The sequence below is a fragment of the Zobellia sp. OII3 genome (assembly GCF_002211465.1).
Classification (GTDB): Bacteria; Bacteroidota; Bacteroidia; order Flavobacteriales; family Flavobacteriaceae; genus Zobellia; species Zobellia galactanivorans.
The window spans coordinates 54,414-69,606 of sequence record NZ_MWRZ01000003.1; the positions used below are offsets into that span (position 1 = coordinate 54,414).

Genomic DNA, 15,193 nt, shown 5'->3' on the forward strand with positions numbered 1-15,193 from the left:
GAATGGCTTAAAACACTCTCTGTTTCCTCAATGTGTTTAAAAAATAAATACTTAGATATAACTATACGAACAATTGCATATTTACCAATGCTACGTTATAATAAAATTATTTTATAATATTTAATGTTTATGTGAAAGAATTTTTAACACAAAATAACAGTAATATTCTATTATTTTAAATCATGTTGTAGACCTGAGTATTTTAATATCGCAGTAGATGTGCGGCTGAAAAAGATAAGCCTATAAAGTTTTTTAAAATATCTATTATGTGATTTGATCAATTGACTTAGCTTAATATCTACAGGGATTAAGACTTATATTTATTATTGATATCTCCACTATGCTTTGGGCCTCCTGTGCGCGGCAAATTCTTATATTTCACTATCTTGTCTGAAGGGGTTATTGACAGGTGAACATCTCCATTTTCTCTAGCATAAAGAGCGTATGAAAGTGGTTCTCCCGCTTTCAATACCACATCATTTTCTAATTTAATAACTCCATTATTTAAAGGGTCATCTACTGAGTTACGATTTTTGTTTTTTAGCATTCTAAAACTTATCCTTGAATGTTCCTCTTTATTTGAACTCGGAGGTTTTTGTGATACTTCCAAATAGGGTTTTACATGTTCTTCAAGGTTATATAATGGGTAATGTTGAATTATGTAATTTTTACTATTTTTTACTAGGTCAACAAGGCCATATTCATTAGCTCTATGCAAAATACTCCAATATTTTTTTTCCTTTAATTCTATTAATTTTTCAATTAAATGTTTGGTAGATGGGGCTTGTAGCATTTGAATAAGCAATTTTAATTCGCTTCTAGTAAATTTATACCAAGCTTTCTCTTCTGTCGCTTGAACGAACTTATTAGACCTTCTTTTTTGGGTAAGTATCTTTTCATCTTTTAATCTGTCGAATTCAGCTTGTTCAATTTGTTTTAAACACGTAGTACATGTCCATGAAGGTTTTAAATAAGTCTTTGCTAGGGTTATGGAATTAGCTTTTAATTCCTGTTTTAATTTGCAACCAGAACAATATTGAGTAATATTTAAATAGGAACCGTTTCTTGCTATAGTTGAAATTTCAAAAGACCTCAAACCGAATTCCCTCCCTATATTAGACGGTGTTTCTTTAAATACTCCATCTTCTATAAACCAGTATCGATTCGTTATTTCAAGTTCTTGTAGGCTTAAATTATCATTAAGCACTAATTCTATCTGGTGATTTTTTTCCATAAAAAAAGCGTGGAACTGAAAATGTAGGTATAGGAGGTATCGCCAGACACCCATTCGCCAAACAAGAACAGCCCACGCAGAACGTGGGCGTCTTAGTCTTGATTGTGGCGAATTAAAAAAACTGGCGATTTTCCTAACCAAATCAAAAGCTAAACGCTTTTGTATTTTATGATTTTATATGTTCCTTATAAAAATGTTTATTATTAATAGTTCAAATTTAAATAAAGGAATCCAAATTCTACCTTGGTTTCTTTAGGTAATTAAGAATGCTCTCGTTGATGATGGCTTTAAGGCTTCTATCCTCTTCGATGGCTCTAGATTTTAATTGCTTTAAAATGTTTTTGTCAATATAAAAGGAAAATTGCTTTTCCTTATTCGATTGTATTTTTTCAGGAACAATTTTTTGAATCGTTTTCTTAGGTTGGGAAGCCCTTGCTTGGGCTATCAAACTGTCAAACTCTGATTTTGCCATAATATCGTTATATATGATTATACAGTTCTATATTTATATAATTATAGATTTATAAAAGTGAAGTCAAAACTTCTTTTGTTAAGCTATCCATTTGTTTTTGTGCCTTATTGTTGTCTAAAACTCCATGTAACAAGGTAGATCTTGTGAACGCTACCAAGTCGCTTATTTTAGTTTGAGCTATTTTTATATTATATGTTGATAGGCTTTTAAGAATATCGTCGGTAAGAGTGGTATTTGGCTTGATCATGTTCAAGACAATCATACTATTAGTTTTTTTTCCTTGCTCTGCTATTAGGCTGATAGTGCTATCAATAGCTAAAAGGTCTAGGATGCCGGCTTTAGTTGGAATCAAAATTAAATCTGCTGCTTGTAGCAATGATTTTAGTTGTTTTGATAGGTACGGAGGGGTATCAACAAAAACAAAATCCAATTCCAGGTTTTCCGTTAAGATATTTTGGTTCGTAGTTATTTCAAAAGACTCTACCATATTAGAAATTTGAGCCAAACTTCCTTGAATATCCATGTCTAAAATAGCTACTTTGGAATGTTCACTTAGATTTTGTGCCAAATTAAAAGTCAAGGTGCTTTTACCTACGCCACCTTTTTGATGGGTAATTAGTATAATTTTTGCCATACCTAGTTTCTGTTCGTGTTCCATTTTAAGTATTTATCCTTGGCCTCTGGATTCTCTTCAAAAAACTTATTAAAGTGATGCATTGCTTCTTTTTGACCTTTAACATAGTTATTAAGGTTAGCGTCAGAACTTGTTTTTATCTCGTAAATTGAATAACTCACCAAACAAAAGGTGAATAGTAATACGGAGCTCAGTAGTACTAATAACCATCTTGGATAATGGTTCGATTTGGATAAGTTTTTAGTTAATTGCGATACTTTAGTATGTTGTTCTCTAAGAACTGTGTCTTGGCTTTTTACAAACGAATTCAAAATCGAACTCATTTCGGTCATATCTGGTGATAGCTGAGTCATTTTAAGTTCATTGGATAGATGCTTCATTTTTTCCAGTTGCAGTTTGAAATCGCTTAATTCCTCTACTAGTAATTCCGCTATGTCGTCAATTTTTGCCATGGTTATATACTTAGTCCTTTATTAGTTGATTGTTGAATGGATTGCTGTTTAGTATTTGTAGCGAACTTTGCACCTATTTCAACCACTTTGTTTGAAATTAGAATCGTCTTGCTTCCATTCTGTAGTATATGACCATTTTCTGCTATAGTATTTGTGATTTTTCCACCGGACATAGACCGATGTATTTCACTGCCCTTTAAGCTGATGTTTTTATATTTAAATCTGAATCCTTGAAGATTATTAGCCTTGTTTATACTAGGGATTACATCAATACCTTTCAGTTTCATCTTCTTAATATAATCGTCAAGGGTTTTAGGCGAGTTTTTCCTTAATACCTGTTCGTTTAAATTGTGTATTTCTCTCCTTATTTGTTTAAGAGAATTAAGCTTTTTCACTTGAATTTCTTGAGCGGTTTTTAAGTTCATATCTAATGCAACCTTTCTAGCTGCTTCGATGCTTCGTTTTCCTATAAATCCGTCAAGGTAGGCTTTACCTTTAAAATCAATTCTATTTACGTACAAATGAATATGGGTGTGTGCTTTGTCTTTGTGAACGAAAGCTATAGCTTGACGGTTGTTCAAATTCATCCGAGCTAGAAACTTTGTTGCTATGTCACCGAGTTCCTTTTTTTTCAACTTTTTGCCATCTTCTATGGTTGGACTTAAAACAAAGCTGAGAGTATTCTTTTTGCAATTTTCATTCATGTCCTGAATGATTTGAAATTCCCTAGTTAGCTCTTCAGGGGTATTGCCGGCTAAATATTCTTTCAAAACTACAATAGCGCTTTTTTCTTGGTTCCATCCATAAGCAATCGAGGCACTAGTATGTGAGATAGATTTTCCTTTACCAATCATTTTTTGAAATTGTTTAAGTGTTCTCTTATTTCTTTGGCCAAGGCATAAACTTCTGTAGTCAGTTTTGGATTCTGTTTACGGTACATATTGCCTATCAGAGTGAAATTGCGACTATAGGTTGAAAGCATTTTATATACTTCTATTTCTTCATCTGTAAGGCGTGCAGTAATTTCTTTATTAAATGCTGCCCTAAAACAAAATTCACTGAGGGAGAGTCCCGATTTTTTAGCTTTTATTTTCAAAAGCTTTTTCTCGTAAATCGTACTTCTGAACTTGGTGACAACTCTTTCTTTTTTCTTCATTGGTTCTTTTTTTATTTTGCGACCATCGGGAGAAAAATCAAGATTGTGGGCCCAGCACACACATCTTGAACTCTTACTCAAAATCATTTTTTTATTTTTGCTTAACCCACCATTCGTTCAAGTCATTATAGCCTTGGTAAAAACTTGAACAGTCATGATAATTGAGTTCTTTGGTTACGAATTTTTCAGTGATTGTACGGCCTGTTTCATCTTGGTCTAAATAGAGATTTATGGTGTTGTACTTGTCTGTATAGGCATTTAATTTGCTAGCGAAAGAACAAGAATTTAGGATTAACAAGTCCGCCTTTTGTAATATTGAACTATCTAGCGACATTAAAGAGAGCATATCAAACATACCCTCAGTAACCACCAGAGAATTATGTCCATTTTGAATTATGGAGATATCCTTAGGTGAAGAACCTGATTTGAAGTATTTATTTCTCAGATCATATCCTCCGGAAATGTTCTCAATACCTATTGAAAAATATTCTTTTGAATGATTTGAATAGTGTACTTCTTTACATATTTTTCTCGCAATTTTTAAAGGTATTCTCCTTTGATTTAAATAAGCTATAAGTCCTAAATGCTGAATATCAATTACAGAAGTAATATTTATTTTGGTATCGTATATGTGTTTAAAACTTGGTTGCTGGTGAAAAGAGAAGGTGTCGCTTGAAAGTTTTTGCAAAACTTCGGAAATAGAACACCTGTAAAATTTTTGCAAAAAATCAATTATTGTGCCACGGGAGCCTGTACCATAATCGTACCAGCAGTTTTTATTAGTATTAATTTTAAACGAAGCAATTTTTTCTCCTCGAAATGGCGATATGTACCATTTGTCATATCCCCTTGTCTTTTGAGGTTCAAAGCCAAGTTTTTTTAAATATGAAACCATGTCTATTTTTTTAGCTTTTTGGCAATTCATTTCTTTTATTTTTGACTAGCAAATATTTATTGCTGTTTTAACTTCTGTTTTTTTCCATTTTCATTTTTTTACAGTAGTATTTTAGTATGCTCTGAAGCCTTTATGTAAATGGGCTCACAGATAAATATATGAGGGTGTATCCTTAACGAAAAGTGAGGGTGCATCCTTAATGAAGGGGGAGGGTGTATCCTTAATAGGTGAGGGTACATCCTTAATGAGTGAGGTAAAATTTTGCTGATTTTTATCAAAAGTGAGGGTGCATCCTTAATTGGTGAGGGTACATCCTTAATAAGTGAGTGCATATCCTTAATAGGTGAGGGTACATCCTTAATAGGTGAGGTTGTATCCTTAATAAGTGAGTGATGAATAAGTATTTCAGTTTTTACCAAAGTTGTAATCATGATATTTTATTTAGCTCCTTAAATAGATTCTTATATAAAAAACCTGATATGTTTTTTATTTCGCTCTGTTTAACTTTATCGTAATATTTCGCGGTTTGATTTTGGCCGAATGTACTTCTCTGGATGTTTTCCATCCATCTTTTTTTCATCTCCCCAGAACCAATTCTATTAATTAAATAAATGACTTGAGTTTCATCTAGTCCAAGTCCTTTGAAAAACTCTAAGCAGCTTAGCTCTTCTTTGTTGAGCTCATGCTTTAAAGGTTTAAATCGAAATTCAATATGAGATATTCTTCTACCTTTTTTAAATTTTCTATTTATTCTTAATTCTTTAATATCCTTACATTTTTCTGAGTTTATCCATTGAATTGCTGGCTTTAGGAAGTCTCTTTCGAAATAGCTAAACTTGGGTTGTTTGTCTTTAAACTCATAGTTTTTTTCAGGGATAAAAATAAGTTTGAGCTGGTCTTCAGGGGTTAGAGTTGTTTTCAATTCTTTGTCTATGATTTCTATATATCCTAAAATCATTTTAAGCTCTATTACGGCTATAATGCAAAATCCGGTATTCTTAAATTGTGATAGTATTTCGTAAAATTTTTTTCGTCTTGCTCCCCGAATTTTGAATACAGAGTTTTCAATTTGCGTAAATCCATTTTGTTTTTGAACTTTTCCTACGGGTGTTATTTCATTGATGTACTGAATAAGTTTTTCTTTATAGAAGAAGATTTTTCCAAAACGAGCTAATTCTATCTTTAACGTATCAGGACTGTCAGGATCTACTTGAACATTGTCCACGATATTAAATGCGATAAAAGACCTCTCAATCTTATTGTAAAAAGCTCCTCCCACATTTTTAACTTCATTAGTAAATTTGTAAAATTCAGAAAACGAATATGTGTCGTTTTTTGAAGTGTTTTTTGCATCAATATAATCGTTGAGTGAAATTTTAATAACACTTTTGGGTTTGCCAAAAAAATCTATTTTACTTTGAATTAGATAAACAATGTCCTTATGTATTTCTTTATCTAACTTGAAAAGACTTCTAGTAAAAAAGTTTGCTTGATTAAGCTGCTTATTTCGTAATTCCATGCTCTTAAAATGAAATATTTTATTGGCTAAGAATCAGTTTTCTATGCTTTAGTTGATATTCAATTGAGCATAAAACAACTGATTTATGCTCTTCTTTTGTACTTAAATTTTTTGATGGAGTTGTCCTCGTTGAAAATCTGGAAGTGATGAATCAACTTTTTTGCAGGCCCGAAATCTTCAGCTTCAATCCATCCATACTTTATATAGTTATCAATAGATTGAACGGAGCTTCGACATATGTCGGCAGCTTCTTGTCTGGTGTAGTACTTTGTAGAATAATCTTCTTTAGGAGCATTTTTAATCTCCAAAACTAGTTCTGTAAGTTTAGCTAGTTTATTGTGAATACTTAGAAAGGGATCTGTGTAGGTGCTCATGTCTATTAATTTTATTGTTTAATAGACCAAAGAGACAAAATAGATTTTTTTACTTGTTTAACCTATTTCATTTGACTTGATGTTTATTATGAAATAATTGTAATTCCTTATAGAATTCAGTGCTTTTGAGCTCATGAATTTCCATACCTTTAAGATATTTTTTTTTAAATGACGCCCAATTTGACTTGTCTAAATCAATATTATCATTGAAGAATGCTTCGTTCAAAGGAAGATAGTATGGTGCCGGAAGGTCACTCAAATAACTCTTATCCTTTAAGACTTCTTCAAAAAAGAAAACTAGCAATAAAAAGCTTGCATGGGTCTGTTTTAAAATTGTTCTTCCGTTCAAACTAAAACTAGAAAGTTCAAACTGTTTGGTTTCAGGAATAAAAAAGTCAAACTCGTTATGACTTTTTATATAATCTTTAAATAGTGTTAGATTGGATTCTAGCTTAAGTTCATCCAATTTCAAGACATCCTTATCTTTTTCTAAAGAGGGGGATATCTCATTTTTAAAATTGGATATATCCGTTGAATGTGGCTTTAGTTTGTCTTCCTTGCCAATTTTATTGATATTGAACCAGATACAAAATGATTTAATTGAAATTATGATTGTGAAGAGGCTAAAAGCCACAATATTATTCTCTATATGGAGGTTTAAAAAGACTTTATAAAGAAATAACGGCGTGAAAAAGAACAACAGTGTAAAGAAAATTTTTCTTCTTCTTGAAAATTTATCTTCAACGAGTTTCGAAATACTTGCTGACATTTGACCATAACCCATAAGGTAAATAGACAATTCTTGGCTTAATCGTTTTGATACTAGAACTGCGTGGCCAATTGATAAAAAGAATAACAGTGCGATAAGTGGTATAAATGGGTTCATAATCTTAGCATTATTTAGTAGTAATTACTCTAAAAATACTAAATTCGAAAATAGAAACAACTTATTGATGTTGAATAGTATTGTCAACGATTCTGTCAACGCAAAATAAAAAACCCCGTAAACAAAGGGTTTACGGGGTTTAAATGTGGAGCCGGAGGGATTCGAACCCTCGTCCAAACAAGCAATAACAGAGCTTTCTACATGTTTAGTTTCCGCTTGGTTTTCGATGTATACCTGACCGGAAACGGCCTAATATACACTTAGCTTCTTAAGGTTTTGGTGCCACTACCGAAGCAATAGTGGCCTTATGTTGACTTTTCTGGTGCCTCTAGATGAACCGCCGCCAACAAGGGCTGTTCAGAGACATCTCGCTTTCCGACCTGGTCGGAACGAGGCTAAATCCTACTATAATTCAGATTAAGCGGCAAGAGCGTAATTATTTTCGCCAATTAAAAGTGTGAAGTATGATATTAACGAGCTGTACCCCAGCGCTCGACATGCTTACAATGCCATTGGTCTCGCTGTCAAAACCAGTCGGCCCCGTAATGAGACAGCAAATCTCCGATTTGCGTAGTCGAATTACGTCCCGAATTCACTTCGGGACCATAAAACAATTTATCGCGACAGCAAATCTCCGATTTGCGTAGTCGAATTGCGTCCCGACCTAGTATTACGAGCGTCGGGACCTTATTTACTATTATTTTTTCAAAGAACTACTTTGGCGTTTCCCTTTTTCGCTTTCGGCTCAAAAGGGGCGGGCTATCCGCTTTTACTCCTCGGCCCAATTCGCAAAAGCCAATAGGGCCTGTGGGGTAACCGCTACTATCCCTAACGCAAAAAATCCACTAGGGAAAAAACCACCACGGTCGGCAAAGATACCCCAAAAAGTATTCCAAAAAAAGTTTTGATAGGCTTCAATCATAAGTTACATTTGAAACCGTAGTTGACCAATAAGTTATAAAAGCCCATGATCATGAAGTTCGGAATCATTCGAGAGCGTAAAAATCCGCCCGATCGCCGTGTGGTACTATCGCCCCAGGCCTGCCAAAAAGTCCTGGCCCAACACCCCAAGGCCCAAATTGTCGTAGAACCTTCACCTATCCGCATTTTTTCCGATGACGATTATAGGGCCCAAGGCATCGAGGTAGCTTCCAAAATGGAAGAATGCGACGTGCTTCTGGGCGTAAAGGAAGTACCCATCAACCATTTGATTCCCAATAAAAAATACTTCTTCTTTTCCCATACCATCAAACAACAGCCCTACAATAAAGACTTGCTTCGGGCCGTACTCGAAAAGAACATAGAACTCTACGACCATGAGGTCATTACCAATGCCAAAGAACAACGCCTAGTGGCCTTCGGTCGCTATGCCGGTATTGTCGGGGCGTATAACGGACTCCGTACATACGGACTCAAATACGACCTGTATCAACTGCCCAAGGCCGAAAACTTGGCCAATCAGCAAGAACTGATCCAAGAACTGAATAAAATACAGCTGCCCAACATCAAGATCATCTTGACGGGTAGGGGCAGGGTCGGCAACGGCGCACGGGAAATGCTCGATGCCATGAATATCAGAAAAGTAAACGTTACCCAATATCTGGAAGAAACTTTTAAAGAACCGGTGTATTGCCAGATAGATGCTTCCGATTACAACAAACGTAAAGATGGAGTACGGGGCAATAAGGCCGACTTTTTTGCCCATCCCGAAGAATACAAAAGTAACTTTTACCGGTTTGCACGGGTTTCCGATTTTTTTATTGCCGGACACTTTTACGGTCAGGGGGCACCCTATCTTTTTACCCGTGAAGATGCCAAGAAAGGTGATTTTAAAATAAGGGTAGTCGCCGATATAAGCTGCGATATCGATGGGCCCGTGGCTACCACCATCAGACCTTCGACCATTGCGGACCCCATCTATGGCTACGATCCCGTTTCGGAGTCTGAAACCGACTTTAAAAACGAATCGGCCATAGCGGTTATGGCCGTTGATAACTTGCCCTGCGAAATTCCACAAGATGCTAGCGAAGGCTTTGGGCAGGCATTTATAAAAAACGTGATTCCCGCCTTTTTCAATGGAGATAAAGATGGCGTCTTAGAACGGGCAAGAATGACGAAAAACGGAAAGCTTACCGCGCGTTACGCCTATTTGTCCGATTACGTGTCGCACTGATCCAAGAATTAAAAGGTCTTCCTTTGTCATTGCGGTCTCTACGAAAATCACAAATCGGCATGGCGCCCATGGCAAAAAAGGACTAATCGATGACGATCTTCCACTCAATGATCGGTTGTTGTCTCGGTGCGGTAAAACAACCCAAGGCCTTCAGCTTTAAAACGATTTCGGTCTTGGTATCCAAGGTTTTTACCAACAATCGCTTGGTTTCACCGGCCGGTATTTCAAACACTGGCGAACTGTCATAAAAGGAGTATTCCATTTGGTTCTCAAAAAGCAGGTCGCTGCTACTGATGTTTTTTAACTGAAGTTCCAGTACTTGCGATTTTGAACGGTATTCCGCTTTACCGATCGCTATACTTTTCCGTAGTAAAGGCTTTAGGTATTCGGCCTTGCCCACCATAAGGTCGTTGTAAACGGCAACGGTTCTTCCGGCGAATAGGGCTTCCTTTAGGCCTTCCATGGTCTTGTCTTCGGCAAAGACCAAGGTAATGGGCCTATGGTTTCCTTTTTCGGTATAGTCCCAATCAATGAGTCCGTGAATATCACTGGTGCCCATAATGGTCAGATCGTTTTCCAAGGCCAAGGTCAAGGCTTCCTCTGAATAATCTACGGTATTTATGACCTCAATACCATGTAGTTCGCCCTTCTTGATGCGTTTTTCCTGAAAGTCGCTTAAGATTGGGGTGCCTTTAGGACTTTGGGCGTACCACGCAGGGTGGTTCCAAAAGACAAAGGCTCCTTGTTTTTTGGCTTCGGAAAAGGCTTTTTCGGCCTTGTCTACATTCAATTGGTTGGCATCCTTTATAAATATCGCATTGTTATGGCCCACGGGAGCCGAACGGGTGATTTCGGAACCGTGTACAATCAATAGATTGTGTGATTTGGCTTCGGCCAGGGCCAGGGCGTAAGAACGGTTCCGGTCGGGGTGTGGAATATCTTCTTTATGGGGTTGGTATTCCAGGTGTTCGGTCAGTGATATGGCATCTAGGTTTTCCCTTAGTGCCTCCTGTACGCGAATGGTCGGCCACACCTTTCCATCCGAAAAAACGGTGTGCTGGTGCAAATCGGTCTTTAGCGTTTTGTAACCCTCGATATCCGGATAGCTCATAGGTTTTGCCCCGGCGTGCGAATGTGTTTGCGAATAGCTTTGTTGAAATATGATCAGAAGGATTACAAGGGCCCGTTTTTTCATGGTGTGGATTTATGTTGCTAAATTATACAACAAGAATCGGAACCTATTACCTCTAGTATTAAGTAAACTTAAACTTTCGGGTTGCTTACGGTTAAGGTGCCATGGCCCCGTAAAAACGGCTTAAGCGCCCAGAACGAGACCCAAATAAAACTTCCGAAACCAAAAATCCATAACCAGGCATCGACTAAGAACAAGGAGTTAAAAAGGCTTTCGGCCAAGACCAAGGGCTTGGTGACAATGTCCCACGAGTTAAAACGTAGAAAGCGGCCCAGAAAAATGCCATACCCGCTCAGCAAGCTCACAAAAAGTAGGATGGCGTTGGCCAGAACGGGGTGGTTTCTTTTTCTTAGATAGCTGAAAACATCCATCATAGAGAGCACGCCTAATATCAATCCGTTTAGCGAAAAAACAAAAAACAACAAAAGGTCGAGCCAAAAGGTAGGCCTAGCAGAGTCTAAATGCACAAAGTCGGTAATGATATAGGGGCTGTTGGGCAAAAAAAGTACCCATAGGAACAAGATAACAATACGTAAGGCCCTTGATTTTTGTACCTGTGCATTGAAAAGGAATTGCTTCGATAAAAAAAGGGGAACGAGGGCCAAAAAAAGGTTCCACAACAAAAAGGTAAAGTCGATAGATTGGGTCCAATATACCCTTAGGGCTAAAAGTGCCGTACCCAATGCCGTCAGTAAGAGGAGTTTTTTGTGGAACAGATTGTTTTTTAAAGCGCTGGGAATCATGGAATAAAAAAGGGATTTAGTCTATGTTATAGAACGGGAGGGAACTATATTTGTTGTTGATACTACGAATTTTAGCCCATGAACCCTGCAGAAAACTACATCCTCGATCAGCCGGAACCTTTTAGGGGTATTTTGTTGCATTTGCAATCGGTCATTGAGCGAACCGTTCCCGATGTCGATTTAAAGTTCAAATATAAAATTCCCTTCTATTATATCAATGGAAGTCCCTTTTGTTATTTGAACCAAAGCAAAAATTATATTGATCTGGGGTTTTGGAAGGCGGCCCACCTGACCGTTCACCAAGAACTTATGATTACCGAGGGGCGCAAAGTCATGAAGTCCTTGCGCTATACTTCATTGGAAAGTGTTAACGATTCCGTGCTTACGGAAGTCCTAAAGGAAGCATACGCCGTACGCAACGCTAAATTTTATAGGTGATCAGCCTACCGAAATGGTTTTGGTTTTCGCTTTTTTGAGATGGGCTTTTTTTGGTTTTTGTCTTGATTTCATATAGACCCATAGCCCTGCAGTCGATAGGAAAATCCATAGTAAATCGACCAGTAGGATATCATGTTTTCCCTCGGCCATGGCGACCCAGGGCCAATTGCCCGAAACCATACCGTTGGTTATGGGAACAAAGAATCCTAAAATGCTTCCCCATAACAAACAATACCTATGGGTGAGGCCGTTGTTTTTCCTTAAGATAAAATAAACCGATAAAAGCAACCATCCTAAGAAATAGCAGTAATAGATCATTGTTTTTCCTTCGGCATCAAAGGCCTTTACCATAATAAAAGTGAAGGCGGTTATAGGGAACATACTTAGGCAAATGGCCAAATAGTAGCGTACCACGCCTTCGTTAAAACGTCTTTTCTTTTCCGGAAGGTTCTTTTTGTCGCGGGCCGTAAGCCATATTAAAACTCCCGAGATGATCACAAAACAGGAAACCAGCCCTAAAATAAATGAAATCACCCTTAGGCCATAGCCGGCATAGTCGCCAAAATGAAGCCTGAAGAGCATGTTCTTTACCCCGTCTAGATACGAGCTGGTGCCCGTGGGATCTTTGACTACCGTACTACTTCCGTCGAGGGCTTTGTAAATAATGTGGCCGACGCCGTTTAGTTTGCTCTTATAGTCCATTTGCCCGTTTACCGAAACCTGCATGTTGGTGTCGCCATAGTTGAAAATATGTACTTCGGTGACCATGAAATCCTTCCATTTCTCTTGGGTTTCGGCTATGAGCCCGTCAATATTCGGAATGTGCCGTAAGGGCTTATGGTCGGCTTCAAATACGGGATGGCCGTATTCTAGTTCCTCATACATTTTTGTTTGGTCTCCCTTATAGAGGGTGAGTACACTGGGGGCCACTACTATGAGCTTCAACATAAAAAAAGCCCCGGTTACCGCATAGACCAGTTGAAAGGGCAGGCCAATGACACCAAGGGCCGTATGGGCGTCGGTCCACAGTGTTTTCATCTTGGCCCATGGCCTGAAAAGATAAAAGTTCGGAATGATTTTTTTCCAGTGAACGATTATGCCCGTAACGATAGCAAAGAGAAAAAAGAAAGCCACAAAACCTGAAAGGTAATACCCGAAAGGATAGGGGATTTGCGCAAAGAAATGCAGGCGGTACAAGAATTCACCTAATGAATAGTTACCGATATAATCGGTTGTACCCAGATCATGGGTGTCTAAATAAAAAAATGCCCTGGCCCTTTCGGTCTCAGACAACAGGGTGTCTTTTGAAGCCCCTAGGTTTACACTTATTTTGCGTTCGTTGTAATAGTGCCGAAATTCAATGTCCCTGCCTTGTAGAGGTTTTTCGGAGGCCAGACTGTCGAGAACGGGGCCGATCGGTACCGATATTTTGTCTTTGATGCTTACTTTATGGCCGCGTTGCCAATTGGCAATCTCGTCCCTGAAAAATGAAAAGGACCCCGCAAAAAAAATGACGTAAAGCGCTACACTGATAACTATGCCGCTCACCGTATGGGTGTGAAGTAAAATGTTGTAAGTTCTTTGGCCCATAAATTTTATGTAGTTAGGGGGTAAAGCGACTGCCCTATGTAGATGGCAACACCGCAAATAAGAATAATGATGAGGTATAATCCCCATAGCTTCCAGCCGTTCTTGGCCAAAAAACCCAAGATCATCAAGGCCGCCCACAACAGGAATAAGGTATAGCTAGCGGTAATAAGCACGGTGGCCCGGTCTAGCCATGCGGCCAAGGCCAAATGGAATAGAACGGAAACAAGATAGCCCCCGAGAATGGCAGCGCTTATCTTGGCGAATCGCTGCCATTTGGATGTAGTGAGGTATTTGGGGTTTGCCGGCATCGGGTTAAAAGATTAGTAATTCTAGACTGAATGAAATTGAAAACAGGGCCAGCAGGCCCCATCTTCCGATGACCCGTAAGGGGGTGATGCATATGGTAAGGCTTCCAATGGTCATCAACATGATCGATCCAAGTAAAAGTCCTGCTCCCCAACCGTATTGGATACCCGTACTAAGAAGGGAAAGAACCACAAGGGAACTTCCTGCGGCCTTAGCGGTCAACTTGTGTTGTTGTACCCATGTGATTCCCAACATTTGTTGGTTGTGGGGCATCCTTTCGGAAGAGGCGTACAATTGAAAAAAACCTAGGAAAAAGAGTAGACTCAATAAAGTGATCATAGTTTTTGGCTATTGTTTTTTTAGGGGAATACAATAGGTGGCACAATGCCAAATGAATTCGTAATCAAGACCCTTGTACGTTCCGGGTACGGTTTCGTTATAGGTGGCCTCGACCGTATATTTTGTGGGCCATGGCAGTTGAAATGAGATCTTTCCGTCTTGGTCCGTGCTCAGTTTTTTTGACCATAGATCGGAGACAAAGATGCTTACTTCGTTTTCGGCCAAAGGCTTGCCCTTGAAAAGCAATTGAAGACTGACTTCCTTCGAAACCCCATATGGATCAGGACTGACATCTATAATTTCAATACCGTCTACATTGGTTTTGGCAATTGCAGCGGGTTTTTTGTCCACAACAACTTTGGCCTTGGCGTGGTATTGTGGCTTGAATATGCCAAAATCGTACTGGGTAAAGTCCAATACCTTCATATCCTTATTGTCCAATGCCAAGGTGTAGGTGCCTTTTTGGTTAGGGGTAAAACTGGCCGCGTAAAAGTCGTCTTTGGCGGAAATCGGCAGGGTGGTTTTGGTACCGTCGGGAGCGATCAGCCATAAGCTAAAGTTGCTTACGCCCTTAAAAGCGTCTCCCTGAACTTTTTCAATAACACCATAGGTGTATTCCCCGAAGCGCACTTTTATCTGGTGCTCTTGGTTCAATTGCCCCTGTGGTGCGGCTTCGATCCATAAATAGTGCGAAAAGATAGGGGAGGTCGATAAAAGCAATACGAGTAAGGTGATGATTTTTTTCATTTTTATAGGGATTAAAGATTACAGGAAAAAGGGATAAAGTGCC

19 protein-coding genes and 1 other RNA gene are annotated in these 15,193 nt (G+C 38.2%); 2 read left to right on the plus strand and 18 right to left on the minus strand.

What is annotated here, in order from left to right; genetic code table 11:
- Positions 1-307: 307 nt before the first annotated feature.
- The 12 genes from B4Q04_RS10990 to B4Q04_RS22715 all read right to left on the minus strand — a co-directional run bounded on the left by B4Q04_RS10990 (position 308) and on the right by B4Q04_RS22715 (position 8,544).
- Positions 308-1,234, minus strand: coding sequence for a hypothetical protein (locus B4Q04_RS10990; protein WP_088696853.1), 927 nt, complete (start codon positions 1,232-1,234; stop codon positions 308-310).
- Positions 1,235-1,472: 238 nt separating this feature from the next.
- Entirely contained in the window at positions 1,473-1,706 is a 234-nt protein-coding gene (locus tag B4Q04_RS10995) for a hypothetical protein (protein ID WP_088696854.1), read from the minus strand.
- A gap of 49 nt (positions 1,707-1,755) precedes the next feature.
- Positions 1,756-2,364, minus strand: a complete 609-nt coding sequence (locus B4Q04_RS11000; protein WP_236631009.1) for a ParA family protein — start codon at positions 2,362-2,364, stop codon at positions 1,756-1,758.
- On the minus strand, positions 2,343-2,792 hold the full coding sequence (locus B4Q04_RS11005; RefSeq protein ID WP_088696855.1) for a DUF6730 family protein: 450 nt from the start codon (positions 2,790-2,792) through the stop codon (positions 2,343-2,345). The genes B4Q04_RS11000 and B4Q04_RS11005 overlap by 22 nt, the downstream gene beginning before the upstream one ends.
- 2 nt (positions 2,793-2,794) lie before the next feature.
- Entirely contained in the window at positions 2,795-3,646 is an 852-nt protein-coding gene (locus tag B4Q04_RS11010; RefSeq protein ID WP_088696856.1) for a relaxase/mobilization nuclease domain-containing protein, read from the minus strand.
- Complete coding sequence (mbpA, locus tag B4Q04_RS11015) at positions 3,643-3,948, minus strand: mobilization protein MbpA (RefSeq protein WP_088697016.1); 306 nt, start codon at positions 3,946-3,948, stop codon at positions 3,643-3,645. Before mbpA ends, B4Q04_RS11010 begins: the two co-directional genes overlap by 4 nt.
- 91 nt (positions 3,949-4,039) lie before the next feature.
- Positions 4,040-4,873 carry a toprim domain-containing protein gene (locus tag B4Q04_RS11020; RefSeq protein WP_088696857.1) on the minus strand — a complete coding sequence of 278 codons (834 nt, stop codon included), beginning with the start codon at positions 4,871-4,873 and terminating at the stop codon, positions 4,040-4,042.
- Between the two features lie 397 nt (positions 4,874-5,270).
- Positions 5,271-6,362, minus strand: a complete 1,092-nt coding sequence (locus B4Q04_RS11025) for a replication initiation protein (RefSeq protein WP_088696858.1) — start codon at positions 6,360-6,362, stop codon at positions 5,271-5,273.
- 83 nt (positions 6,363-6,445) lie between these two features.
- Complete coding sequence (locus B4Q04_RS11030; RefSeq protein WP_088696859.1) at positions 6,446-6,736, minus strand: hypothetical protein; 291 nt, start codon at positions 6,734-6,736, stop codon at positions 6,446-6,448.
- 67 nt (positions 6,737-6,803) lie between these two features.
- Entirely contained in the window at positions 6,804-7,622 is an 819-nt protein-coding gene (locus B4Q04_RS11035; RefSeq protein ID WP_123772365.1) for a hypothetical protein, read from the minus strand.
- A gap of 143 nt (positions 7,623-7,765) precedes the next feature.
- Positions 7,766-8,164: a transfer-messenger RNA gene (gene ssrA / locus B4Q04_RS11040) on the minus strand.
- 227 nt (positions 8,165-8,391) lie between these two features.
- Entirely contained in the window at positions 8,392-8,544 is a 153-nt protein-coding gene (locus tag B4Q04_RS22715; RefSeq protein ID WP_013994059.1) for a hypothetical protein, read from the minus strand.
- 51 nt (positions 8,545-8,595) lie between these two features.
- Between B4Q04_RS22715 and B4Q04_RS11045 the strand changes: the two genes are divergently transcribed.
- A complete protein-coding gene (locus tag B4Q04_RS11045) occupies positions 8,596-9,795 on the plus strand; it encodes an NAD(P)-dependent oxidoreductase (RefSeq protein WP_088697017.1) in 1,200 nt (399 codons plus the stop codon).
- An 82-nt stretch (positions 9,796-9,877) separates the two neighbouring features.
- Here the strand turns inward: B4Q04_RS11045 and B4Q04_RS11050 are convergent, their stop codons facing one another.
- Positions 9,878-10,990 carry an Sb-PDE family phosphodiesterase gene (locus B4Q04_RS11050; RefSeq protein ID WP_088696861.1) on the minus strand — a complete coding sequence of 371 codons (1,113 nt, stop codon included), beginning with the start codon at positions 10,988-10,990 and terminating at the stop codon, positions 9,878-9,880.
- Between the two features lie 68 nt (positions 10,991-11,058).
- Positions 11,059-11,730, minus strand: coding sequence for a DUF1361 domain-containing protein (locus B4Q04_RS11055; protein WP_088696862.1), 672 nt, complete (start codon positions 11,728-11,730; stop codon positions 11,059-11,061).
- A gap of 78 nt (positions 11,731-11,808) precedes the next feature.
- Between B4Q04_RS11055 and B4Q04_RS11060 the strand changes: the two genes are divergently transcribed.
- Positions 11,809-12,168: a DUF1801 domain-containing protein gene (locus B4Q04_RS11060; RefSeq protein ID WP_013994063.1), complete on the plus strand. Its 360-nt coding sequence runs from the start codon at positions 11,809-11,811 to the stop codon at positions 12,166-12,168.
- Here B4Q04_RS11060 and B4Q04_RS11065 read toward each other — a convergent pair whose 3' ends face one another.
- The 4 genes from B4Q04_RS11065 to B4Q04_RS11080 are packed head-to-tail and all read right to left on the minus strand — an operon-like array spanning position 12,169 to position 15,150.
- Positions 12,169-13,758, minus strand: coding sequence for a PepSY-associated TM helix domain-containing protein (locus B4Q04_RS11065; protein ID WP_088696863.1), 1,590 nt, complete (start codon positions 13,756-13,758; stop codon positions 12,169-12,171).
- A gap of 5 nt (positions 13,759-13,763) precedes the next feature.
- The gene (locus B4Q04_RS11070; protein WP_013994065.1) at positions 13,764-14,066 is read right to left on the minus strand and encodes a hypothetical protein; all 303 of its coding nucleotides are present in this window, start codon (positions 14,064-14,066) and stop codon (positions 13,764-13,766) included.
- 4 nt (positions 14,067-14,070) lie between these two features.
- A complete protein-coding gene (locus B4Q04_RS11075) occupies positions 14,071-14,403 on the minus strand; it encodes a hypothetical protein (RefSeq protein ID WP_088696864.1) in 333 nt (110 codons plus the stop codon).
- A 9-nt stretch (positions 14,404-14,412) separates the two neighbouring features.
- The gene (locus B4Q04_RS11080; RefSeq protein WP_013994067.1) at positions 14,413-15,150 is read right to left on the minus strand and encodes a DUF4198 domain-containing protein; all 738 of its coding nucleotides are present in this window, start codon (positions 15,148-15,150) and stop codon (positions 14,413-14,415) included.
- Positions 15,151-15,193 lie beyond the last annotated feature (43 nt).